Raw genomic sequence first — 22,397 nt, forward strand, 5'->3', positions numbered from 1 at the left:
AAACGGTGCGCGCTAGGCAGTCGCCGCCGTCGCCGTCACGTGGGGGCGGCGGTGGTCGGCGATGGCGGCCTCGAGGTTGGACGACCAGTGGATGGTGTTGCCCGACGCCGGCATCACGACCTCGGACACCTCCGCGGGCGTGCCGTCGGCGACGAACACCCGGGTGTTCTCCCACACGTCCAGCTCGCGCGCGATCTCCAGCGTCCGTGCCTCCCACTGGGTCGGCCTTCGTACGCGGAGATCCTCGTCGACCCGTTCCACGACCTTCCCGAGGGAGTAGAGCTCGGCGATCGTGCCCCCGGGCCAGGGCTGCTGGGCGGGATCCGCGACCGGCGTTCCCTTGACCAGCGCCAACGGGAGGCAGGAGACGCGGATCTGTACAGCCACGCCGCGGGCGTGCTCCACCAGCACCCGCCGCAGCAGCGGCGTGCCCTCCGGCACTGAGAGCAGCTGGGCGTGCGAGGCCGACGCCGCGATCTCGGTGAACGCGGCGTCGATCCCGTACTCGGTCCAGGTGATCCCGTGGTCGGTGCAGAACGCCGCGGTCGGCTCGTGCGTGGCGCCGGAGAGCACCCGCGCGAGCTCCTCGCCGTACCGCGACGTCGCCAGCCGTCGGACCGGGATCGACGCGCGCACGGTGGTCGGCTTCCCGCGCCGGCGGATCATGCGTCCTTCGCCGCGCAAGAGCTCGTAGGCCTCGCGCACCGTCTGCCGCGCGACACCAAGCTCGTCGGCGAGATTCGCCTCGGACGGAACGGTGTCGCCGGTCTTCAGCTGGCCGCGCAGGATCAGGTCACGGATCGCGTCGGCGATCTGGCGGTACGCCGGCCGTCCGTCATCGGTATCGAGGGCGGCCGGGTCGATCAGCCACATGCACGGAGCGTACATCGAACTTCCGAGAATCTGAATTACCAGAAGTCTAGACTTCCGTACGACTGAGCGCCTAGGATCCGTAGCCATGGCGTTGCGGTCGGTGAGCGTCGCCCCGCTTCGACCGCAACGCCGCGCCCCCGTCCGTCCCCCAGGCCCGGACGGGGGCGCCTGGACGGGGGAGACGGGTCGACGTCGGAGAAGTGGCCATGCCGATCGAGGTGAAGCAAGCCGGGCGGTGGGCAGGCCGAACCCGACGTCGACCCGTTCGTCCTCGCCCGATCCGGCGGTCCACCTTGTCCAGCCGGGCCGTCAGCTCGTCGAACCGGTCGTCCACGCGGGCGTACTGCTGCAGGACGTTGCCGATCTGCTTTTCGGAGAGCTTTGCCGAAAGCAAGTGCAAAAGGTGTCCGGTCAGGCTCACCACGGCCACCACGACGACGCCAAGAAACGTCCACTGGTCGGTGCTCATCGCGACCCTCCTCGTTGGTTGGAACGGTGAGCGTCGCCAAGTAGGAGTATCTAGCAGTAATTAGAGGTAAGTCAAGGGAGATACTTGTCGGTAGGTAGCGGTAACTCGCTACCTGAAGCCGAACGTCGATGTCACACTGTCCGTTGTGGGAACGGATCGCGAACGGCTCGGCCAGGTCGCCAAACGGCGCCGGCTCGCGCTCGGGCGCACGATCGCCGAGGTCGCCAAGGCGGCCGGCATCACCGCGAAGACCGTCGGGCAGATCGAGGCGGGCAACCGGGTCCGCGAGCTCACGCTGTGGCGGCTGAACGCCGGGCTCGACTGGCAGGAGGGCTCGAGCCAGGCCGTCCTGAACGGTGGCGAGCCCTCACCGCTGGATGGGGCGGCCAAGGAGCGGCCGCGGTACACCCGCGAACAGCTCGTCGCGGCGCTCGGGCTGTTGCACCAGATCGTGGACGTGGCGGAGGTGTCCGCCGTCGAGCGGGATCGGATCCACAGCCGGATCGTGGAGCTGGAGGAGCGGCTGCGCTCCCTCGTCACGGCCTAAAGGGGCCATTCCGAGCCCGTTCCGACGCGGAGGGTAGCCGTCCGCCGACCACCCAGGCGTAACCATGGCTGGCGTGAGTAACTGAGAGCAACTACGCGTAAGTACTTCCCCCAAGGCCTTCCCTAACAGTGTGCGGCCGGTGACAATGAGTGTTCCACCCGCCCGCAGCGGGACGTCGCGGAGCGGGACCGGCCTAGGAGGTCCATTCGGCTAAGGGGATGGGAAGGTGACTCGTCGGTGCGCAGTGGTGGCCAAGCTCTTCGGGCAAAGCCACCTCACGGACCTTGGGGCCTGGGGTTTGGGAATCGTCGCTGTGGTGCTGTTGCTCGTCGACACGTTCGACGGCAAGCCCAGTCCGCACCTCGGCAGATGGGGCATCGCGATCGGACTCGTGGTGTTGGGGCTCTGGCTCGCGCCAGCGCGCCAGAACCTGAGACGACGGGGCGATGCGGAGGAGGAGCATGAGGTCGATCAGTTCTTGGAACGGTTGGTCGATCGTGCGGAGAAGTCGGTCGAGGACCTCGACCGAGACCGCACCTGACCGAAGCGGCGGTCGGTCAGGACCGTGAGACCAGCGTCGGCGCTACCGCTGGCGCAGGCGTCGCAGGGCCCCGAGCCGAGTTGGGGCGCCCGGCTCGGGCCCTGCGACGACCGACCAGACTGGGCCTTCCGCCTGTGACGTACGTCGGCGGTGCTGGCGGATGGCTCCTAGCGGAGCAGCCGGCGCCACCAGGACTCGCGGACGCGGGGACCCGGCGACGGGCTGCGTTCGATCGGGAGGCCGGCTGCCTCCCACGCCTTCGTTCCGCCCTGCAGGCTGAACGAGGTGCGACCGAGGCGGGCGAACGTCTCGGCGGCGCGGCGCGAACGGTTGCCCATCGAGCACACCGCGATCACGTGGCCCGGCGGCAACGTCGAGAGCAGGAACGGGATCCGGTCCAGCGGCACATGTACGGCTCCCGCGATGTGCCCGCTGGCGTACTCCTCGGCCATCCGCACGTCCACGACCAGATCACCCGACCGCCACATCGCCTCCGCGGTGGGCACGTCGATCGACTCGAACTCCGCGTTCACTAACGCTCGTCCCGCACCGCATAGAGGGCGTTCTCATCCGACATGCCCTTCTGCGGCTTGGTCGCGAGCTCGCAGGTCCGGTCGACCGTGCACCGGACGATCGCCCACTCGCCGTCGACGTACGCGGAGAGCAGGACCGCCCGGTCCGACTCCCAGACGGGGTTCGTCATGAGCTGCGAGTCGCCCTCGAGCGTCACCAGCACCTCGTTCGTCCGCGCCTCGACGAGCCGGACGAGGTTCGGGCCGAGCCCGTCGGTCTGTACGTGGATCGAGGTGCCGAACTCGCCTCCGGGTGAGAACGTGTCGATCCGGTACTCGCAGTCCCTCCAGAGGTTGTCGCCTGGCTGGGAGATCCGCGCCACCGCGCCGCAGGGGAACATGCCCGACGGCCGGCCGAGGGAGACGAGTCCGGACTCGGGGTGGGTCTTCCAGACGATGTGCACGCCGTCCCAGGTGGTCCACTTGTCGGTGGCGCCGTTCCACAACATCGTGCCTTCGTCGTAGCTCGACATGACGACCCGTGTCCCCACGATGCCGACCGCCTCGAGCGGGCCGTGTGTCTCGCCCTCTCGGATCACGGTGCCGGTCTCCGCGTCCGCGTAGGTCACCGAGGCCGTTCCTTCGCCCGGACTCGTTCCCGAGACCGACGTGCTCCACGCCATCCGCTTCCCGTCCGCCGAGACGCCGGCCCACGAGATCACCGCGGTGGGAGCCGAGCTCCGCTCGGCGAGCGGGACCCGGTCACCGTTGGGACGGATCAGGGCGAGGTCCGGGGCGCCGCCCTGCGCATCCGCGGCCCACACGACGTCGCCGGCACCGACCACAGCCAGCAGCCGGTCGTTCGCCCCGATCCGTCGGGTCTCGCCGTCGTCGTGCACGGTCCGGCCGTCGACGTACGGGACCTTCGGCGCCGGGCCGCGGTCCAGCTCGTCGAAGTCGAACTCCCAGGTCTTCTTGCGCGTCGGTTCCGGGTCCTGCGGCTTCGGGTTCGGGTTCGGCGCGTTCGACTGCGGCGTACGCGACGGCGACTGCGAAGGCGCGACGGGCGGCGAGAACGACGGAGACGGCGAAGACAGGTCCGGCGAGGGCACCGCCGCCGTCACGCTCGTCGACGGGGATGGCCCAACGAAGTCGCTGCTGTTCGGCCTGCCGTCGTTGAAGATCTGCAGGCCCACCGGGACCGCGATGGCCAGGGCCGCGACGCTCGCGACGACAGCACCGGCGCGGCGGCGCGCACGGATGCGGGACGCCTGCTTCAACGCGGAGCCGGTGAGATGGGAACGAAGCGGCACGTGTGCGGCCTGCCGCTCCAGGGACTGAGTGAGCCGCTCGTCCAAGTTGTCGTCGTTGTTGTTCATCGGGCTCCCTCCTCTGCGACAGTCGACGTACTGGCTGGTGGTGGGCCGAGCCGCCCGCGCAAGGTGGCGAGGGCACGGCTGGTCTGGCTCTTGACGGTGCCGACCGAGCAGTCGAGCGCGGCGGCCGTCTCGAGCTCACTGAGGCCTTCGTAGTAACGCAGAACGACAGCGGCCCGCTGGCGCGGTGGCAACGTGCACACGAGCTCCCACACCTCGTCCCGCTCGCTCTGGTCGAGTGTCGGTGGTGGGTCGGGGCGCTCGGGCAACGTGTCGGTCGTGTGTTCCAACCGACGCCAGGCCCGGCGCCACCAGCTCGAATGCTCGTTGATCATCGTGCGGCGGACGAACGCGTCGAGCGCGCCCTTGTCCCGAATCTTGTTCCAGGCAAGGTACGTACGCGCGAGCGCGATCTGAACCAGATCCTCCGCCGCGTGATAGTCCCCGGTGAGGAGGAAAGCCGTACGCAGCAGCGCCTTCTGGCGTGCGGCCGCGTAGGAGCTGAACTCCTCGGTGACGTCGGTCATGACGTCCTCCACCACTATCGACACACTCAGGGGATGCGGTCACCCCGAGATAGGTTGCATCGCCCCGTGGACATTCGTTCGTGAGCGGCCAACTATCCCACGTATTGGTAGGCCCGTGAGTCGACTGTTGTCGTCGCCGGCCAGCTCGTCCTCCGTACGCATCGGCAGGACTGGCACCACATACCAGACGCCCCTCGACGCCTTCCCCGTCGAGGGCGGCTATCTGTTTGTCTTGGTGTACGGGTGGCGCCCGGACTGGGTGCGCAACGTCCTGGCCGGAGCGGGGCCGCGCCTGCTTCGCCACTGGGCTTGACGGCCGGAGGGCTCTGGCCAATCACCAATCGACCGTTCCAGCGGCCCGGGCCAATGATCGTGTTTACATGATCATTGGCCGCTTTACGTGGGGTGGACGCCAGGTATTGGGGTGGTTGGCCGTGTGGGGTGACCGCTGGCGGGCGGCGCGCGCTCCGCTGGCCCCGGCCGCGGTTTAGGCGGCTGGGGTGGGCTGCCCCGCGCTTTCCGGACCGCTTCGTTTGCGGGCGTTTATGCTGCGAGCTGCTGATTCAGGTACTCGTTGCGGACTTGCTGGGGAGTCCGGTAGCCGATTCCTGAGTGGATTCTTCGGCGATTGTAGAACAGTTCGATGTAGGTCGCAATGTCGTCACGGGCTTTCTTGCGTGTTGGATAGGCGGTGCGATAGACACGCTCGACCTTCAGCGTGGAATTGAACGATTCGGCAAGTGCGTTATCGTAACAAGTCCCGGTCCGTCCCATCGAGGCGCGCATCGCGAAATCCTCGATCCTGGCCGCGAACTCACCAGAGGTGTATTGCGTTCCGCGGTCAGAGTGGAAAATGCAATCTTCCGCGAGATCGTGATTTCGCGCCGCCATGCCGAGCGCGTCGGCGACAAGTTGAGCGCGCATGTGGTCGGCCATAGCATAACCAACGACTTCTTTGTTGAAACAATCGATCACAGTCGCCAGATAGAGCCACCCTTCCCAGGTATGAATGTAGGTAATATCGCCCACGAGCTTCGTTCCCGGTGCCGCGGCGGTGAAGTCGCGGCGGACCAAGTCCGGGACGGCCGGGTCGACATCGCCGGGGATCGTGGTAACCCTGTACGGACGCGGCTGGCAGGGCATCAAGCCCAGCTCACGCATCAGGGCGCGGACCAGCTCCTCACCGACCTGCTCGCCGGCGCCGACCAGCTCGACGTGGATACGCCGGTATCCGTACGTGCCGTCGGACTCGTCGAACAACGCCCGAATCTTGACCTTCAGATCCTCGCGCCGTCGGACGGTCGCACTCATCGGCCGACACCGCCATTCATAGAACCCCGATGTCGACACGCCAAGCCAGCCGCACATCTTCCGAACACTAGGGACATTTCGTGGAGCATCAGCCGAATCGTGGTCGGCGACCATGGCAGCACACTCATCGACGACCTCGTACCTGCTGGTCACCGTTGCTCCTTCGCGAAGTATGCCGCCGCTCGTTTTAGGAAGTTGTTCTCCATCTCCAGCTCGCGAACTTTCCGCTCGAGTTCCCGTAGTCGCGCCCGCTCAGACAACTCCAACGGCGACTCCTCGCCGACGTGCGTTTCGCGGTAGGCCTTCACCCAATTGCCCAAAGTGGTCTCACCGACCCCGATTTCACGCGCGACATCGGCAATTCGGCGGCCGCTCTCGACCACCAGCCGAGCCGCCTCCTCGCGAAACTCCGGCGTGAACGTGCCCTTCCTTCTCGCCACCACCAATTCTCCTTTCCAGACGGGACCGTATGCGGTCCGCAGTCCGGAAAGTGGGAGGCACGCCAGGGTGAGGCGGTGGTTGCGGAGTGGTTGTTGGTGGGGGTCTATCCAGTCTGGGGGTAAGAACTCCGGTAACCCATCGAGCGCGATGCGGACTTGCCACGCGCCTTGGTGGATCAACCGGTGGTGGTACCCGCAGAGCAGGACGCCGTTGTCGCGGGTAGTGGGCCCGCCCTTACTCCACGGAACCACATGATGGGCGTGACACCAACCAGGAGGCCGATCACAACCGGGAAACGCGCAGCCACCGTCTCTGAGCTCGAGCAACCGGCGCAGCTTCCCCTGGAAGAGTCGCTGCTGGGTGTCGGTCAGCAGTGTGACGCGGCCGGGCTGGTCGTCGGGCTTGACCAAGAATGCCCGGTCTGCTTCACACATGAGTTGGTCGACGAGTTTGCGCGAGAGTTCGATCCCGGTGTGCAGGGTCCGCCCACCAGTCTGGGTGACGGTGACGACCAGCTGGGTCGGGTTCCCACCATGGGAGGGCACCAGCTTCTCAGCCAACAACCGGCGGCAGGCCTCATCCAGAGCGTCGACGTTGCGTTGTTCGGGGAGGCGGGTGTCGCGGCCGTCGGGTCCGGGCTGGGGTGCGGCGAGTGGGTCGAGGACGAGTTTGAGGCGTTCCCCGACCACTTTGGGGAGTCGGGCGGTGACTCGCCATGTCCCTGACGTGGTGTCGAAGGTCATGCGGAGGAACCGGTCGCGTTCGGCGCTGGCTTCTTCTTGTTTGAGTTTCAGTTCCAGGACCTGGTCGGCAAGGTCCGGCGCGACGGTCTCCAAGAGCCGGTTCCCGACCTTGCCCAAGACTTTGGGGTCGAAGGTGGCGGCGTTCTTCAGCAGGGTGGCTTCGACCTCGGAGCGGAGTTCCGGGGTGGCGATGTGGGAGGGCAGCATCGTCACGACCCGGGAGATCACTCGTGCGTGCGGAACAGAAATCTCGCCCTCAGCCAACGCTCGAGCGGTGGCGGGAAGGTCGGCGTGGAGGTGGCTGGCCAGCTTCACCATCGCACCGGCCTCAGCCGAAGGAACACGAAGGACGCCGGCAACCCACTGCGCGGTGTTCGCCGCGCCCGCAGTGACGGCGAGGTTCCGGGCGTCGGCCTCGCGGATCAGTTCGAGCTGGCGGCCCTGGAGTTGGTTCAGCTGGGTGGCGTTGTCGAGGAGTGCGGTGGTGAGTTGGTCATCGGACATCGACCACGCCGACACACCATCGGCGGTGCCGATGGTGTTCGAGCAGGTGGTCGATTCCATAGCAGAATTCTACCAAAGGAATCGGCTTAATGCCCAACACGGCAAGGGAAATCCCCGACATCATCCAAGCCGCAAGCAAGCTGGGGACTCCACAAGCAACCGCAACACGGCAGCAGACGGAAAAGGCAAGCAGGCCTGTCCCGGGGAACTGTTCCGGGGGCGGGGGCGGCGCGTGAAAAACAGGTGGCCGGACCGGGGCGAGTCAAGGGCCGCAAAGCGGTCGCGAAGCGACGCCGCCCGACTGCGAAGCCGCCGCGGCGCCCTTGACGCGCCCCGGACCGGCCACCACAATCGACCGCCGCCACAGCCCGACCAGCTACTTCGCCCAAGCAGGGTTGGGTAAAGCAACATAAACAGCACACCCCACAAGGGGACGATGGGTGAAGAGGATGGGAGTGACGGGATGCGTGAGATGGCAACCCGGTGGGCGAAGTGGCAGCCCGGTGAGTGAGAGTGGCGGGCCGACGTGTGAGGTCACGATGGTGAAGAGGGGTGGGACTTCCGGGGCATGGGGTGGAGTGACGGTCGCGCGGTGCGCGAGGTGGCCGACCGGTGGGTGAGGTGGCAGCGTGAGGTGTCGGGGGTGGTGGGCAAGAGCCCGTCCAGACGGGGACACCCTTCCGGAAACCCGCCGAAGTTCCGTAGCGGTCAGCATGCCGGCGCCAACCCCACACGCGACGCTCCGCGCGCCGGCGGACATCAGCGCCAGCGTGCCGTTGCATCGGGCGGCGTGGGCAGCCGTCTGGCAACGCGGTCAGGTCCGGGGATACCCGCGATCGGCCGGAACCCTCGGTGGGGAAGGGCATCCAGCAGCTCGCACGTGTACGTATGCCAGGGACCGGCGAGCGCCTCGTCGAGCCGGTCTCGACCAGCCGGGAGGCGTACATGATCGCGACCTCGGCCGCGGTGCGCTCGGCGGCCGCGACGTCGTGCGTGATCATGAGCACGGCGGTGCCGTCGTCGGCGAGCCCGCGCAGGGTGTCGGCGGTCCGTTCGACCAGCGGGCCGTCCAGGCCGGTGGTGGGCTCGTCGGCGAGGACGACCTGCGGGCGGCCAGCCAGCGCGAGCGCGAGGACCACGCGTTGCGCCATCCCGCCGGACAACTCGTGGCTCCGCAACTGGCCGGGCCGCCTCAACTACCGAGATAACGGAGAACGGCGAGAACCCGGCGGCTGTATCCCGGCTGATGGGAGAGCTCGAGCTTGTCGAAGATCGCGTTGATGTGCTTCTCCACCGCGCTCTGCGACACGTGCATCCGGTCCGCGATCGACGCGTTCGTGAAGCCCTGCGCCATCTGGTCGAGGACGTCGCGCTCGCGTGCCGTCAGGCGGCCCAGTGGCGAGGTGTGCGACGTACGGGACAGCAGCTGCCGCACCACCTCGGGATCGAACGCAGCCCCGCCCGCGCCGACCCGGTCCAGCGCCTCCAGGAACTCGCCGACCTGCGCGACCCGGTCCTTCAGCAGGTAGCCGATCCCGTCCGCGTCGTGGGTGATCAGCTCCGCCGCGTACCGCTTCTCCACGTACTGCGACAGCACCAGCACGCCGACCGACGGGAACAGCCGCCGGATCTCCAATGTCGCTCGCAGTCCCTCGTCGGTGTGCGTCGGCGGCATCCGTACGTCGACGACCACCGCGTCCGGCGGCGACGCGCGCACCGCCTCCACCAGCGCGTCACCGTCACCCACGGCGGCCACGACCTCGTGCCCCTCCTCGACGAGCAGCCGCACCAATCCCTCGCGCAGCAACGTCGAGTCCTCGGCCAGGATCACTCGCATGGCAGCTCCGCCGTGATCGTCGTGCCGCCACCGGCCGGGCTCACCACGGCGAACGAACCGTCCAGCGCTGCCACGCGCCGAGCCAGCCCCGCCAGGCCGCCGCCCGAGGCATCGGCCCCACCCACGCCGTCGTCCGCGATCCGCACGTGGATCATCTTGTCCGACTGGGAAATCGTGACGTCCACGCGGTGCGCGCCGGCATGCTTCGCGGCGTTCGTCACGGCTTCGCAGACCACGAAGTACGCCACCGCTTCCACGTTGCGCGGCGGCCGCCCGGCGAGCGCGAAGTCCAGCTCGACCGGGACGGGCGAACGATCGGCCACGTTCTCCAACGCCGCGGCGAGCCCCTGCTGGTCCAGCGCCGCGGGGTAGACACGCCACGACACCTCGCGCAGCTCGTGCAGCGCCTGTTGCGACTCCTCGTGCGCCTGCACCAGCAGCTCCGCGGTCTTGTCCGGCGACTGGCTGCGCCGAGCCCGGCCCAGCAGCATGCCCAGCGCGACGAGCCGCTGCTGGACGCCGTCGTGCAGGTCCCGCTCGATCCGCCGCCGCTCGCCGTCGACCGCCTCCACGACCAGCGCGCGGCTCTCCGACAGCTCGCTGACTCGCCGCTGCAGCAGGGCGTTCGCAGTCGGGCCGAGAATCCGCCGTACCAGCGCACGATCCAGCCCCGCGACCCCGGCGATGCCGACAAGATCGAGGTAGAGCAGCACGGCGCCGGGGATCGCGGCGAGCGCGACCGTCTCCCACGTCACTCGCCCGCCGGACTCGACGAACGACCACGGGAAGCCGGTCGTCCAGGCCAGCAGCATCGAGCCGGTGACCGCGAGCCCGAAGCCCAAAAGGAAGAGGACGAACAGCCCGAGCAAGCCGACGACCCAGCGCAGCGCCAGGTACCGCATCGCCTGCCAGCCAGTGAACTCGTGCTCCTCCACGCCGCCGAGATACCGGACGACGCGCCGCCGTTCCAAGCCAGCAAGAGAACGAGCGCCGGCAAGCACCGGCGGAACGACGATCTCCCTTGCGCGTGGCCAGATCCAGCTCGCGCCGACCGTGAGCCCCGCGACGATGACGAAGCAGAGGTCGAGGAACGCCGTCGCCGCACCGATCGCCACGCCGAGCGTGACGCGACCTGCGGACCGAAGGCGTTCCCTCACCCCTACTACTTCACCAGGAAGCGCCACTGAGTGACCGTCTGAAAGCCGGACGACAGGTAGAGCCGTACGCCGCCCTCATTCCGCGCCGGGGTCACGACGCGGACGCCGCTCGCGCCGGCGCGAGCGAGCGCGCGGCACGTCGCGAGCACGACCCGCCGGCCGTATCCGTGGCCGCGGTGCTCCGGATCGGTGGCCACCGGCTCGAGCAGCCCGCACGCGCCAGGCCGGGACATCCAGCCTGTCGCCACGGCCGCGGGGGCGCCGGTGGGCGTACGCAGCAACAGGTCGAACCGGCCGTCGTAGGCCGAGCTCGCCGCCGCCCGTTCCCACCGCTCGACCGTGAACGTGGACCCCTCGAACCCGGCCCGCTGGACCGCGACCCGAGCGGCCACGTCGTCGGCACCGGCGAGTGGCGCCACGGCGTCGTCGAGGAGGTCGAGATCCTCCGACGTCGTCGGGCGGTAGAACGCCTGCCAGGGGTCGTCACCCAGCCGCCGCCCGTCGGCAAGCAGCGCCTCCCGCAGAGCGGTCCCGTCCGGAGTGTCGACGACCTTCACGCTCGCCAGGTCCGACCGTATTCTGGCGGCGAGAACGTGGTCCTGCCGATGGTCCGGTGCGACCGAGAGCGTGATGTCCTCGTCACCCGAGCCGATGCCGACTGCCGCGATCTCGCCCGAGTCGTTCTCCCAGATCCGCGGCTCGAAGTCCTCGTTCCGTGTGGCCCAGCCGACGTCGCCCGCGTGCACGTTGGTCCCGCCGCCACCTTCCGGCTCCCATGCCGCCAGCGCCGAGATCGCTCGTTCCGATGTACTCACGAGGGAACAGCATGTCAGCACCGCTGCCCGATCGGCCAATTTTGCCTACGGATGGCGCAGTCCAGGGGCCACCGGCGGTTTCATGGTGGACATGGCTAGCGCACCTCAGCTCCGCAGGTCCCTCAACGTCTGGCAAGCCGTCGGCCTCTCCGTCGCGCTGATGGCACCGAGCATGGCCGCGAACATCAACCCGCAGGGCATGATCCCGTCGGTCGGCCGTGCGGTCCCGCTCGCCTTCCTGCTCGCCGCGGTCGGTGTGCTGCTGGTGGCGTACGGGTTCGTCCGGCTCTGCCAGCACTTCCACCACGCGGGTTCGGTGTACGGGTTCGTCGGCGCGACGCTCGGGCCGCGGACCGGGGTGGTCGCCGGCTGGGGACTGCTCGGCACGTACACGTTCTACGGCGTCGTGACGAGCTCGGCGGCCGGCATCTTCGGCACCGCGTTCCTGCAGGAGGTGGGGATTTGGCCGAACCCACCAGTGCTCGCGCCGTTCCTCCTCACCGCGGTCGCGCTGGTCGGCGCGCTGCTGCTGACGGTCGTGCCGGCTCGGCGGGGTACGAGTGTGCTGCTGACCGTGGAGATCGCGACGCTCGTGCTGATCCTGCTGACCATCGTCGTCGTGCTCGTGCGGCTGCTGTCGGGGAGCGCGCCGGGCGGGCGTTCGTTCACCCTCGAGGTCTTCACTGTGGCCGCCGGGACGGACGTGTCGGCGGTGTTCCTCGGTGTGGTGTTCGGCTTCCTGTCGTTCGCCGGCTTCGAGGCCGCCGCGACGCTGGGGGAGGAGGCGGCGAACCCCAAGCGCGACATCCCGCGGGCGATCCTGGGCACGGCGATCTTCGGCGGCGTGTACTTCGTCGTGGTCACCGCGGTCGAGATGATGGGCTTCGGTACGGATGCCGCCGGAGTCGAGGCGTTCGGCTCTTCGCCTTCCCTGCTTGGTGATCTGGGCTCGTCGTACGTCGGCGGCTGGGTCGGGTATCTGATCAGCGCGGGCGCGGCGGTGAGCGCGTTCGGTTGCTGTCTGGCCTGTGTGGTCGGCGGATCGCGGCTGCTGTACGCGTTGTCGCGGGACAGCGTGGGCGAACGAGGACTCGGCAAGCTCACCGCCGCGGGGACGCCGGGGCGGTCGGCCGTCGTGGTGGCGAGCGCGATGGCGCTGATCATCGTCGTGTGCGTGGTCGCGTTCGGCGCGGTGCCGTTCGACACGTTCCTGTGGTCGGGAACGATCGGGACGCTGATGCTGCTCGTGGTCTATGTGCTGACGACGATCGGCGTGATCTGGCTGCTCTTCGTCAAGCGGGCCTTGCCGGTGCGGCGATGGGAGATCGTGATCCCCCTCGGCGCCCTGGTGGTGCTGGGCTACACGCTGTACCGGAACGTGATCCCGTACCCCTCGGAGGGGCCGGCGCGGTTCTTCCCGATCGTCGCTGGAGCGTGGCTCCTCGTCGGCGTGGTCGCGATCCTGCTCGCCCCGGGAGTGGCGCGCCGTCTCGGGCAACGTCTGACCGAGAGCGAGGGTCTCTCTCTGAGCAAGTAACGCTTTCGCCCTCCGCCGCCACAAGCGGGTGTAAGCAAGGCGATGAAGGGGGAGCAGGTGGCAGGCAAGCTGACGGCGATCAGCCACGACCGGGAGGCGTTCCGGGCGTTCTACCGCACGCATGTGGAGGCGGTGCAACGCTTCATCGCGCGCCGCGTCGACGACCCGTACCTCGCTGCCGATCTGACCGCCGACGTGTTCCTCGCGGCGATCTCCTCGGCGGCGACCTACCGGGGGAGCGGCGCCGGCGAGCTGGCGTGGCTGTACGGGGTCGCGCGGAACGTCGTCGCGACCGACCGCCGGCGCCGGTACCTCGAGCGATCCGCGGTCGGGCGCATCGCCGGCCGACGGCTGCTCGAGCCCGACGACTTAGTGCGGCTGGAGGAACGCATCGACGCGGAGGCTCGCTCGCGGGAGCTCTACGCCGCGATGGACGCACTGGTCGAGGGCGAACGAGCGGTCCTGGAGCTGGTCGCGCTGGATGGCCTGAGCGTGGCGGAGGCCGCACGAGCGCTGGGTATCCGGCCGGTGGCAGCACGAGTGCGGCTGCATCGGGCCCGGAAGCAGCTACGTGACCAGCTCACCCCTTTCGTCGCCGCCAACCCGAGCTTGACGGAGGCATGAGATGACAAGGTTCGAAGACAAGCTGGAGCTGGAGCTCGAAGCCGTGGTGGCAGAGAACGCGGCGCCCGCACCGAAGCGGCGCCGTTTCGGCTGGAAGCCCCGGATCGCCTTGGTGGGAGCGGTGGCCGCGGCCGCCACGGCGATCGCGGTGAGCGGCGTGGTGCAGCCCGCGAGTCCCGCCTGGGCGGTCGAAAAGACCGGCGACGATACGGTGCGGATCAAGTTCATCGAGCTGCGGGATCCGGACGGCTTGGAGCAGGCACTGGCCAAGCTCGGCATCCGGTCCGAGATCGCCTTCGTGCCTTATGGAAGGCGATGCGCTCACAAGCCAGGTCAGAAGTTCGATCCGGACGGTCCGGTCGACATCGTCCCCGGCGAGAGCGAACATTGGGATTCGATCGAGCTTCGCTATCGACCGCAGCGACCCGACCAGACTGTCGTTCTCCGTCTCGCCGATCACCGTTCATCCAGTTCGGCTCTCGTTTCCTCCCTGTCGTTCTACAACGTCATCGGCCCGGTGAGTCCGTGCGAGATGCTCGGTGGGACCGATGAGACCACGGAGGTCGAGCCCAAATAGCGGACTGGCCGCGGCGGATCGCTCTCCGCCGCGGCCAGCTCCTTGCGCTAGCTCGCCGAGGTGAACGCGTAGACGTTGCCGTCGTACGCGCCGATCACGAGGGCGTTGCCCGATACCGCGGGTGACGAGGCCACCCAAGGGCCGAGGCGGTGCTTCCACAGCTCCGCGCCGGTGGCCGCGTCGAGGGCCCGGACGAAGCCGTCGTTGCCACCCACGTACACCACGTCGCCCGACACCGCCGGCGAGGAGAGCACGCCGTGTCCGGTCTGGTGGCTCCACCGCTTCAGGCCGGTCGCGAGGTCCAGCGCCGTCACCGAGCCGTCGGCGAACGACACGTACGCGACCCCGTTCGACACCGCCGGCGCGGACGCCGTGCCGTCGCCGGCCAGGAACGACTTGCCCGGGCTGCGGTACCGCCAACGCTCAACCCCGGTTGAAGGATCGAGCGCCACCACGATGTCGCCCTGGAACGTCATCAGCAGCTGGCCATCTGCCAGGACCGGAGCCGTACGGGTCCAGCCTCCGGCCGGTGCCTTCGCCCACTTGCGCGTCCCGGTCGCGGTGTCGAACGCGCTCAGCAGGCCGCCCTGTGCCGCGTGCACCACCAGCCCGTCCGCCACGGCAGCCGTGCCGAACGAGTGCCAGTTGCCGCCGATCCCGCTGTTCGCGATCCACTTCCGGGTCCCGGTCGCGGCGTCGATCGCCTCCAACGCCGTTCCCGCACCGGTCGAGTAGCTCTGGTAGATCACGCCGTCGACGACCGTCGGCGCCTGGTACATCCACACCCGGTCGCCCGGGTTGCCGGCGCGGTACGACCACAGCACCTTGCCGGTCGAGGCCTTGATCGCGTACACGGTGCCGCGGATCGACGTCGCGTACACGACCCCGTCGACGACCGACGGCGTTCCCTCGACCTGCCCGTCGGCCTTGACCGACCACCGCAGCTTGCCGGTCGCGAGATCCAACGCGTGCACGGCGTTCAGCTTCACGTCGTTCTCGTCGCGTACGCCGATGTAGACGCCACCGTCAACCACGGCAGGCGATCCGGTCAGGATCTTGCCCTGGGTGAAGTGCGTCCACGCCAGCCGCAACGGCGGCTTGACAGCGTCCGTCGTCAGCCCGGTGTGCGCCGGGTTGCCGTGGAACGCCGTCCACGGCGCACCCTGCTCGGGAGCAGCGGATGCGGCGACCACGCTGAACGTGCCCTCCTGCCAGCTCTTCGTGCCGTCCGTGCCGGTCGTCTCGACCGTGATCTTGTGTGAACCGAGTAGCCAGGACCGGGCGTCGACCGGCGCGGTCCACGTCCAGTCGCCTACGGCGGACAGCGATCGCCAACCACCGTTGTCGATGCGGTAGCGCGCGCTCGCCACCTCCAGCGAGGTGTCGTACGCGTTCACCTCGATCGCCGTCCTCGCGCGCGGCAGCGAGCCGCCGGGAGCGGGGTTGACGATCGTGAGGTTCTTCGACTGGCCGTACTCACGGAACGGCAGGTTGATCCGGTTGCCCTTGAAGCTGACGACGCGGAACCCGTTCGGCGTCTGGTCGATCGTGTACGACGACGAGGTGGTGACCGCGTGCAGCGCGCCCTTGATCGGTGCCGCATCGACGTCGTTGGAGTGCGTGTGCCCGGCGAGCAGCAGCTTGGTGTTGTGCCGCTCCAGCAGTTTCACCAGCGCGGGCAGCTTGTCGACGGTCGTTGCCTGCGGCGTGTTGATCGGGATGTGCGTGATCACGACCACCTGCTGCCACCGCGGCACCAGCGCCAGGTCCTGCTCCAACCAGCGCAGCTGGTCGGGCTGGTTGAGGCCCTGGATGTTGTCCAGCATGACGAAGTGCCGGTCGCCGGAGCTGAACGAGTACCACTCCGGTCCGACCGTCTGCCGGTAGTTGTCGACCAGGTCGGCGTAGGTGTTGCCGGACTGGAAGAAGTACTCGTGGTTGCCGATCGCCGGCCAGACCGGGATCGTCGACACCTTCGTCCCGGCGCGGAAGTCGGCGAACTCCTGCAGCGTCGCGTTGTTCGTGAGGTCACCGGAGACGACCGAGAAGAGCGGCCGGTCCTTCGGCGTGGACGTCGCGATCAGCTTGTTGATCTGGGCGATCTGGCCGCTGAAGCGTTCCTTGTTGTTGGTCGTACCGGCCTGGACGTGGACGTCGGCCAGCCCGATGAACCGGTAGCTGCGGCGGGTGGCGTCGCTGTTCGGCCGCAGGGCGAAGTCGACGATCGCGTTGCCTGCCGCGTCCGGGGTCACCGGTGCGTAGAAGCGCGGGATGTTGTCGGCGTCGGGTGCGGGGACGAAGCCTGCGGGGGAGCTGACGAACACCAGATCGGTTTTGCGCCGTTCGGTGTTGACCGTCAACGCGTACTTGCCGCGGTGGTCGGTGCGCTTCACGACGTCGCCGTCGGAGATGGCGACGTTCGGGATGCCTGGTTCGTTGCCGTCCTTGGTGCCGTCCTTGTCGAGGTCGGCGAAGACCTGACCGGTGACGGCGGCGGTTCCGGGCGGCGCGTCGGCGTGGGAGGACTCGGTCTGGACGAGGGTAGTGGCGAGACTTCCGGCGACAACCGTGGCGCCGAGAACAGCCAACCAGGGTTGAGGTCTCATGGGGCTCCTCTTAAGCGAACTGGGTAAAGGCGGAGATCGTCAGGACGATTCCGACCGCGGTGAGGACGACCGCACTCACCTGCGGCGTCTTGGCGAGCAACCGTTGCCCCCGTGGTCGACTGGCGACGACGTTGCGTCCCCAGACGAGTGAGAGGCCCACTACGACGAGCGTCGCGGCGAGGCCGAGGGAGAACGCGGCGATCAGGGTGAGTCCGAACGCGATCCGTCCGGCCGCTGTCGCGCCGAGCAGGACGACGAGGGCCGACGGCGAGGGCAGCAGGCCGCCGGAGGCGGCGAGCGCGAGGATGCCCGGCCAGGAGAGCGGCTTCACCCCGTCCGGCAGCTCGTGGCTGTGGCCGTGTCCGTGGCCGTGTCCGTGGCCATGTCCATGTCCGTGTCCGTGCCCGTGACCATGGCCGTGCGCTTCGGTGGTCTTGCGCCGGAACCAGCGCCGGCACATCCACAGACCCACGCCGAGCACGGCGATGCCGGACGCGAGCGACAGCCACGGGAAGAGCTCCTCGGGCGCGAACGCCTCCCAGGCCTGCCACAGCCCGACGCCGATCACCAGCACGCTGAGCGTGTGCATCAACGCGACGACGACGCCGATCGCGACGGCGTCGCGGGCGCGGCCCTGGGTGCCGACGACGTACGCCGCCATCACCGACTTCCCGTGCCCGGGGCCGAGAGCGTGCACGCAGCCGAAGAAGAACGCCATCGCGAACAGGCTGGCGGCGGTGATCGGCGAGTCGAGCGTGCGGTTGGCGAGCGCGGACAGGTCGGTGTCGCCGAACGGGTTGTCGGCGGACTTCAAGGTGGTCTTGGCGGCCGCGTTCTTGGTGTCCTTCGCGTCCGGGACCAGCGGTTGGCCGCCGGGGTTGAAGATGAACGTCCTGGTCTTGCCGTTCTCGTGCAGCCAGGCGAGATTCGCGTGCTGCTCTTGGCCCTTCTGCGCGAGGAAGAGCCGGTAGTCGATCGCGTAGTCCTGGACCGCTGTGGGAAACGCGAACCGCAGCGTGACGTGCAGGAGCGGGATGTCACCCATCATCGCGACGCCGCCGAGGTCGGTGAGCTTGCCCGCGCTGGTCGCCTCGACGGACTCGAGCTTCGGCGCGACGGCTTGGCTCGCGTTCGTGATCTTGACGCCGTCGGTGACGAGCTTGACGAGCTCGGCGCGTTGCAGCTTCAGCCCGTTGCCGGCGCCGGGGATCGGCGTGTCACCCTCGGTGCTGAGGACGAGGGCTGCGGAGAGCTGGCGGGCATCGAGGTAGAGGTCGTACTCGACGTCGTTCCCCGCGATCCGGATCTCGGAGAACCCGACGTTTCCGTTGTGTGCTTGGGCGAGAGTCGGCGCGGCCAGCGCGAGGACGAGGGCGGCGAGGAGAACTCCCAGCGCCCGGCGCACAAGCGGTGGCCGGGCGGCTCGGAGCGGAGGCCGTCTCACGGTGGGCAGTCTGTGCCGGTTGGGTGAACGGCACGAGGGTTGCAAGAGCCCAGTTCGTGAACGGGGGCGGCTGAAACCGGTCAGCCGCTGGCGGGCCTAGCGGAGGGCTGCGACGACGTCGACCTCGACGAGGATGCCCTTGATCGTGGAGCCGACCGTGGTGCGAACGGGGTACGGCGGGGTGAGGAACGACTCGTACGCCTTGTTGAAGTCGGCCCAGTCGTCGGCGCTCGCGAGGTGAACGGTCGACTTCACCACGTCGGAGAAGTCGAGGCCCTTCTCGGCCAGGACCGCGGCGATGTTGCGCATGACCTGCGCGGTCTGCTCGGCGACGCCGCCCTCGACGAGCTGTCCGGTCGCCGGGTCGACGGGGCCGAAGCCCGCGGTGTAGAGGAACCCGTTCGCCACGATGCCCTGCGAGTACGCGCCCGCGGGCGTCGGTGCCTTGTCGGTCCGGATCTCTTCCCTGGCCATGCGTGCTCCTTCGGTCCCGATGCGGTCGCTGTCGAACCTACCGGCTCACTCGGGTCCGGGAATCGGGCGGCCGAAGATGGCCTCGGCCACTGCCTCGAGGTGGGGTTGGAGGTCCTGTTGCTCGGCCTTGGCCAGCGCTGGCGTGCGGACGGCGGAGCGGAGGATGCCGAGGCCGAGCATCCAGGCGGCGAACAGCTCGGCCCTGAGCTGCTTGTCCTTGGCGTCTCCGGCGAGGTCGGCGAGTTTGTCGATGTGCGCGGCGCAGATCTCGTCGCGGAGCCGGTCTCGTTCGTCGTCGGAGCCGATCGACCTCAGGGCGACGATCAGCGGGTGCTCGCCGTCGTACTCTTCCCAGTCCTGGAAGACGAGCCTGCCGAGCAGCTCTCGCGGCCACTGCTCGAGGGGCGCGTCGATCATGGCGTCGGTGTGCGCGGCCATCGCCTCGTCGAACAGGCCGCGCTTGCTGCCGAAGTAGCGGAAGACCAGTGCGGGATCGACCCCGACCGCGCCGGCGACGTCGCGCACGCTGGTCCCGTCGTACCCGGCTCGCGCGAACTGCCGCCGGGCCGTCGCCAGCAGCTCCTGCCTGGTCTGCTCACGGTCGCGCTTGCGGGTCATCTCGCCTCCTCCGGGTCAAGTCACCAACTGTTGACATGCTAGCCGACGGCTGTCTATTCTCCGTAGTCACCGATCGATGACTTAGGAGTGGGCTGATGCGCGATCTCGTGGTGGCGGGTGGGACGACCGGGATGGGCCGGGCTTTGGCGCTGCACTATCTGCGGCTGGGTGCGCGGGTGACGGTGGTGGGTTCGTCGGCGGCGCGGGGCGCTGAGTTCCTGGCCTCGGCTGGGGACGGCGATGGCGCGTTCGTCCAGGCGGACCTGCGTTCGGTGGCGGAGAACGCGCGAGTCCTGGCGGCCGTACGTTCGCGCCACTCTCGCCTCGACGGGCTCGTGCTGACCGCGATGATGGCGCCGCTTCGCCGGGAGGTGACCGTGGATGGCTTCGAGAGCGCGTTCGCCTTGTACTACGTCTCGCGGTTCGTGCTGTCCTATGGGCTGACGTCCCTGCTGGAGAAGGGGTCTGCGCCGGTGATCGTGTCCATCGGCGGGACGGGGATGACAACCGGCTCGATCGCATGGGACGACCTCACGCTGTCGCGCGGCTTCGGCATGGTGAAGGCGACCCTGCAGGCCGGCCGGGCGAACGACCTGCTCGGCGTGCACTACGTCCAGAACCACCCGTCCGGCCGGACCCGCTTCCTCCTCGACCACCCGGGCCACACCGACAGCGGAACCAACCACACCCCCCAACCCCTGCGAACGGTCCTGCGCGTGGTCGGCAAGCTGTTCGCACAGACGCCCGAGCAGGCCGTCGCGCCGATCATCGAGCTGATGGACGCGCCACCCTCCGGCCAGCGCCTGATCGCCTGGGACCGCGACAAGCCCGTCGACCTCGCGCTCCCCACCCTCGACCCCACCAATGCCCAGCGCCTGTACGACCTCACCAAGCACCTGGTCGAGGACGTGGACGAAGCCGCCGCCTCTTGAGTCCGCCGGCCTAGCCTCGATCCTTCGTCCGGCGGTTGGTTCGACCGGCCCGGCCCGGGTCGGGGGGCCAATGATCATGTTTACATGATCATTGGCCGCTTTACGTGGGGTGGACGCCAGGTAGAGCGACCACTGGCCGGGTAAGGCGACCACGACGGTTCACCTACGGAGTGCCTTAGAGGCGTTCGAACCAGCGCAGGATCTGGGGGTAGGCCAGCACGCCGGTGGTGTTGTGGTCGACGGGGCCGACGTCGACGATCTTCGAGTGAACGCCGTTCTGGCGCAGTTTCGCCTTGCAGCTTTCGGCATTCGCCGCTGGGACGTCGGCGTCCGCCGAGCCGACGTACATGCGGATGGGGGCGCGCGGGCGCCAGTCGGTGCAGATCTGGTCGGCGTACGCGAGGCGCGCCCGGAACTCGCCGGTGGGGTGCTTCATCAGCTCCCAGTACTCGTCCGTCAGCAGTTCGCGCGGGCTGCCCGGCAGCCCCGCGGCGATCTCCGGGAACGGGTGGGTGCCGTCCATCAACCCGTCGACCGTCCCGGCATACCGCGGCTGGAACGCCTCCGCCGGGTCGTCGTAGAGGTCCATCAGGTAACTCCACGAGGTCAGGAGGTAGGCCGTGTAGAGGGTCGCGATCTTCTTCGTCACCCGACCGTCCACCAGCGCCGGGAGCTCCACCCCGAGCGTGTCGTACGGTCCCGCCACCGGTGCCATCGCGTGCACATCGAAGCCAGGCGCCTCGCCGCGCTGCAGGGCGCGCCCGACGCTCAGCGCTCCTCGCCCGCCCTGGGAGAACCCGGTGAGGTCGACGCCACGATGCAGGCTCACGTCCCGCATGCGCGCGATCTTCTTGGTGGCTTGGAGAAGGTCGATCGACGCGCTCGTCTCGGAGTCGGTGTCGGCGTACGGATGCCGGCCCGGACCGACGCCGAGCCCGAGGTAGTCGGGTGCGGCGACGGCGAACCCGGCGCCGGCGAACAGCAGCGACCTCGCCCGATCGGGAGCCTCGTGCAGCCTGCTCGCGGTGGTGTTCTTGGTGGCGTTCGTTCCGTGCAGGAACGTCACCAGCCGCAGCCGGCGGTCGTCGTTGCGCGGGAACGCGACGAGCCCGCTCGCGGTCGTGGGCTTGCCTTGCGGCGTGATGGTCCGGTAGACGACGCGGTAGGCGTCGGTGCCGAACCGCGTGCGCGGGACGTCCATCCCGGAGTTGTCGAGGTAGGTCGCCAGCTCGGCGCGCGTCAGACGTTCAATGGGGGTTATCGAAACCAGGTCGCCACGCTCATGCCGTACGTCGGCGGCGGCAGGAGAGGCAACCAGGGCGAGGGAAACGGCGCCGGTGGCCAAGGCTGTGAGAACAGTCATGCCGTTCATCAAATCCGGGCCAGACCCGCTGCCACATCAGGTGTGACCCTCGTACGGGTCAGGGATGCGCCGGGGCCGTCAGGGGGTCGATGGGCTGCCGCGCGACACCGGCCGCTGTCTCGACGGGGAGGCCTTCGCGGATCCAGTACTCCATGCCGCCGAGCATCTCCTTGACCCGAAAGCCCAACTCCGCAAGGGCAAGCGCGGCCTTCATCGCGCCGTCGCAGCCGGGTCCCCAGCAGTACGTGACCACCGGGACGTCCTTGTCGAGCAACTCCGGCGCCCGCTTCGTGATCTCCGGCCGCGGCAGGTGGATCGCGCCGGGAACGTGGCCCTGCTCCCAGGACGCGGCGTTGCGGGAGTCGAGCAGCACGAAGCCCTTGTCCGCGTTCATCGCCTTCGCGGCGTCGATGGCGGCGGCCACGTCGGAGACGTCGGTGTGGAAGGCGAGCTTGGTACGGAAATAGTTCGCGGCCGCCTCCGGGTCCGCGGGCGGGACGCGGAGCGGTGCCGTCGTCATCGTGATCGTCATGCCGTCAACGCTAGGCACTCTGGCCGGGCACGGGAAC

23 protein-coding genes and 1 pseudogene are annotated in these 22,397 nt (G+C 68.7%); 7 read left to right on the forward strand and 17 right to left on the reverse strand.

Features of this window, described 5'->3' with window-relative positions; translation table 11 throughout:
* Nucleotides 1-12: 12 nt before the first annotated feature.
* Nucleotides 13-873, reverse strand: a complete 861-nt coding sequence (locus tag JOD67_RS12920; protein WP_205117684.1) for a GntR family transcriptional regulator — start codon at nt 871-873, stop codon at nt 13-15.
* Between the two features lie 70 nt (nt 874-943).
* On the reverse strand, nt 944-1,342 hold the full coding sequence (locus tag JOD67_RS12925) for a hypothetical protein (protein WP_205117685.1): 399 nt from the start codon (nt 1,340-1,342) through the stop codon (nt 944-946).
* A 145-nt stretch (nt 1,343-1,487) separates the two neighbouring features.
* On the opposite strand from JOD67_RS12925, the gene JOD67_RS12930 reads away from it, so the two are divergent.
* Complete coding sequence (locus JOD67_RS12930) at nt 1,488-1,889, forward strand: helix-turn-helix domain-containing protein (RefSeq protein WP_205117686.1); 402 nt, start codon at nt 1,488-1,490, stop codon at nt 1,887-1,889.
* A 226-nt stretch (nt 1,890-2,115) separates the two neighbouring features.
* Complete coding sequence (locus JOD67_RS12935; RefSeq protein WP_205117687.1) at nt 2,116-2,430, forward strand: hypothetical protein; 315 nt, start codon at nt 2,116-2,118, stop codon at nt 2,428-2,430.
* A 167-nt stretch (nt 2,431-2,597) separates the two neighbouring features.
* Here JOD67_RS12935 and JOD67_RS12940 read toward each other — a convergent pair whose 3' ends face one another.
* Genes JOD67_RS12940 through JOD67_RS12950 form a run of 3 tightly spaced genes read right to left on the reverse strand, consistent with a single transcriptional unit; the run spans nt 2,598 to nt 4,845 of the window.
* Nucleotides 2,598-2,963, reverse strand: a complete 366-nt coding sequence (locus JOD67_RS12940) for a rhodanese-like domain-containing protein (protein WP_205117688.1) — start codon at nt 2,961-2,963, stop codon at nt 2,598-2,600.
* Nucleotides 2,963-4,321: a hypothetical protein gene (locus JOD67_RS12945; protein WP_205117689.1), complete on the reverse strand. Its 1,359-nt coding sequence runs from the start codon at nt 4,319-4,321 to the stop codon at nt 2,963-2,965. The genes JOD67_RS12940 and JOD67_RS12945 overlap by 1 nt, the downstream gene beginning before the upstream one ends.
* Nucleotides 4,318-4,845, reverse strand: a complete 528-nt coding sequence (locus JOD67_RS12950; RefSeq protein ID WP_205117690.1) for a SigE family RNA polymerase sigma factor — start codon at nt 4,843-4,845, stop codon at nt 4,318-4,320. The genes JOD67_RS12945 and JOD67_RS12950 overlap by 4 nt, the downstream gene beginning before the upstream one ends.
* Before the next feature lie 115 nt (nt 4,846-4,960).
* Here JOD67_RS12950 and JOD67_RS12955 point away from each other — a divergent pair, with 115 nt between their 5' ends.
* Nucleotides 4,961-5,158 (forward strand): hypothetical protein, encoded by a 198-nt coding sequence (locus JOD67_RS12955; protein WP_205117691.1) that lies wholly within the window; start codon nt 4,961-4,963, stop codon nt 5,156-5,158.
* A 230-nt stretch (nt 5,159-5,388) separates the two neighbouring features.
* Here the strand turns inward: JOD67_RS12955 and JOD67_RS12960 are convergent.
* The 6 genes and pseudogenes from JOD67_RS12960 to JOD67_RS41880 form a co-directional block, all read right to left on the reverse strand.
* A protein-coding gene (locus tag JOD67_RS12960; RefSeq protein ID WP_372442340.1) for an IS3 family transposase occupies nt 5,389-6,596 on the reverse strand; the annotation gives its coding sequence in 2 pieces (ribosomal slippage) (nt 5,389-6,341 and nt 6,341-6,596; 1,209 coding nt in all).
* A gap of 171 nt (nt 6,597-6,767) precedes the next feature.
* Nucleotides 6,768-7,904 (reverse strand): annotated as a pseudogene (locus JOD67_RS12965) (HNH endonuclease signature motif containing protein); the annotation flags it as partial.
* Nucleotides 7,905-7,930: 26 nt separating this feature from the next.
* Complete coding sequence (locus JOD67_RS42365; protein ID WP_372442362.1) at nt 7,931-8,995, reverse strand: P-loop NTPase family protein; 1,065 nt, start codon at nt 8,993-8,995, stop codon at nt 7,931-7,933.
* 41 nt (nt 8,996-9,036) lie between these two features.
* Entirely contained in the window at nt 9,037-9,681 is a 645-nt protein-coding gene (locus JOD67_RS12975) for a response regulator transcription factor (protein WP_205117693.1), read from the reverse strand.
* Nucleotides 9,672-10,838, reverse strand: coding sequence for a sensor histidine kinase (locus tag JOD67_RS12980; RefSeq protein WP_205117694.1), 1,167 nt, complete (start codon nt 10,836-10,838; stop codon nt 9,672-9,674). Before JOD67_RS12980 ends, JOD67_RS12975 begins: the two co-directional genes overlap by 10 nt.
* Before the next feature lie 5 nt (nt 10,839-10,843).
* On the reverse strand, nt 10,844-11,653 hold the full coding sequence (locus JOD67_RS41880) for a GNAT family N-acetyltransferase (RefSeq protein WP_205117695.1): 810 nt from the start codon (nt 11,651-11,653) through the stop codon (nt 10,844-10,846).
* Nucleotides 11,654-11,744: 91 nt separating this feature from the next.
* Here JOD67_RS41880 and JOD67_RS12990 point away from each other — a divergent pair, with 91 nt between their 5' ends.
* From JOD67_RS12990 to JOD67_RS13000, 3 genes are read left to right on the forward strand one after another with little or no spacing between them, the layout of a single operon-like run.
* Entirely contained in the window at nt 11,745-13,190 is a 1,446-nt protein-coding gene (locus JOD67_RS12990; RefSeq protein ID WP_205117696.1) for an APC family permease, read from the forward strand.
* Nucleotides 13,191-13,247: 57 nt separating this feature from the next.
* Nucleotides 13,248-13,814: an RNA polymerase sigma factor gene (locus JOD67_RS12995; RefSeq protein ID WP_307782379.1), complete on the forward strand. Its 567-nt coding sequence runs from the start codon at nt 13,248-13,250 to the stop codon at nt 13,812-13,814.
* 1 nt (nt 13,815) lies between these two features.
* The gene (locus JOD67_RS13000) at nt 13,816-14,391 is read left to right on the forward strand and encodes a hypothetical protein (RefSeq protein ID WP_205117698.1); all 576 of its coding nucleotides are present in this window, start codon (nt 13,816-13,818) and stop codon (nt 14,389-14,391) included.
* A 47-nt stretch (nt 14,392-14,438) separates the two neighbouring features.
* On the opposite strand, the gene JOD67_RS13005 is transcribed toward JOD67_RS13000, so the two are convergent.
* The 4 genes from JOD67_RS13005 to JOD67_RS13020 form a co-directional block, all read right to left on the reverse strand.
* Nucleotides 14,439-16,997, reverse strand: a complete 2,559-nt coding sequence (locus JOD67_RS13005; protein ID WP_205117699.1) for an outer membrane protein assembly factor BamB family protein — start codon at nt 16,995-16,997, stop codon at nt 14,439-14,441.
* Between the two features lie 10 nt (nt 16,998-17,007).
* Entirely contained in the window at nt 17,008-18,441 is a 1,434-nt protein-coding gene (locus JOD67_RS41885) for a nickel/cobalt transporter (RefSeq protein ID WP_205117700.1), read from the reverse strand.
* Between the two features lie 96 nt (nt 18,442-18,537).
* Nucleotides 18,538-18,915 carry a RidA family protein gene (locus tag JOD67_RS13015; RefSeq protein WP_205117701.1) on the reverse strand — a complete coding sequence of 126 codons (378 nt, stop codon included), beginning with the start codon at nt 18,913-18,915 and terminating at the stop codon, nt 18,538-18,540.
* A gap of 45 nt (nt 18,916-18,960) precedes the next feature.
* Nucleotides 18,961-19,533: a TetR/AcrR family transcriptional regulator gene (locus tag JOD67_RS13020; RefSeq protein WP_205117702.1), complete on the reverse strand. Its 573-nt coding sequence runs from the start codon at nt 19,531-19,533 to the stop codon at nt 18,961-18,963.
* 95 nt (nt 19,534-19,628) lie between these two features.
* Here JOD67_RS13020 and JOD67_RS13025 point away from each other — a divergent pair, with 95 nt between their 5' ends.
* Nucleotides 19,629-20,465: an SDR family NAD(P)-dependent oxidoreductase gene (locus JOD67_RS13025; protein WP_205117703.1), complete on the forward strand. Its 837-nt coding sequence runs from the start codon at nt 19,629-19,631 to the stop codon at nt 20,463-20,465.
* A gap of 175 nt (nt 20,466-20,640) precedes the next feature.
* Here the strand turns inward: JOD67_RS13025 and JOD67_RS13030 are convergent, their stop codons facing one another.
* Entirely contained in the window at nt 20,641-21,828 is a 1,188-nt protein-coding gene (locus JOD67_RS13030) for a hypothetical protein (RefSeq protein ID WP_205117704.1), read from the reverse strand.
* A 58-nt stretch (nt 21,829-21,886) separates the two neighbouring features.
* Nucleotides 21,887-22,360: a rhodanese-like domain-containing protein gene (locus JOD67_RS13035; protein ID WP_239553824.1), complete on the reverse strand. Its 474-nt coding sequence runs from the start codon at nt 22,358-22,360 to the stop codon at nt 21,887-21,889.
* Nucleotides 22,361-22,397 lie beyond the last annotated feature (37 nt).

This window comes from Tenggerimyces flavus, assembly GCF_016907715.1.
Classification (GTDB): domain Bacteria; phylum Actinomycetota; class Actinomycetes; order Propionibacteriales; family Actinopolymorphaceae; genus Tenggerimyces; species Tenggerimyces flavus.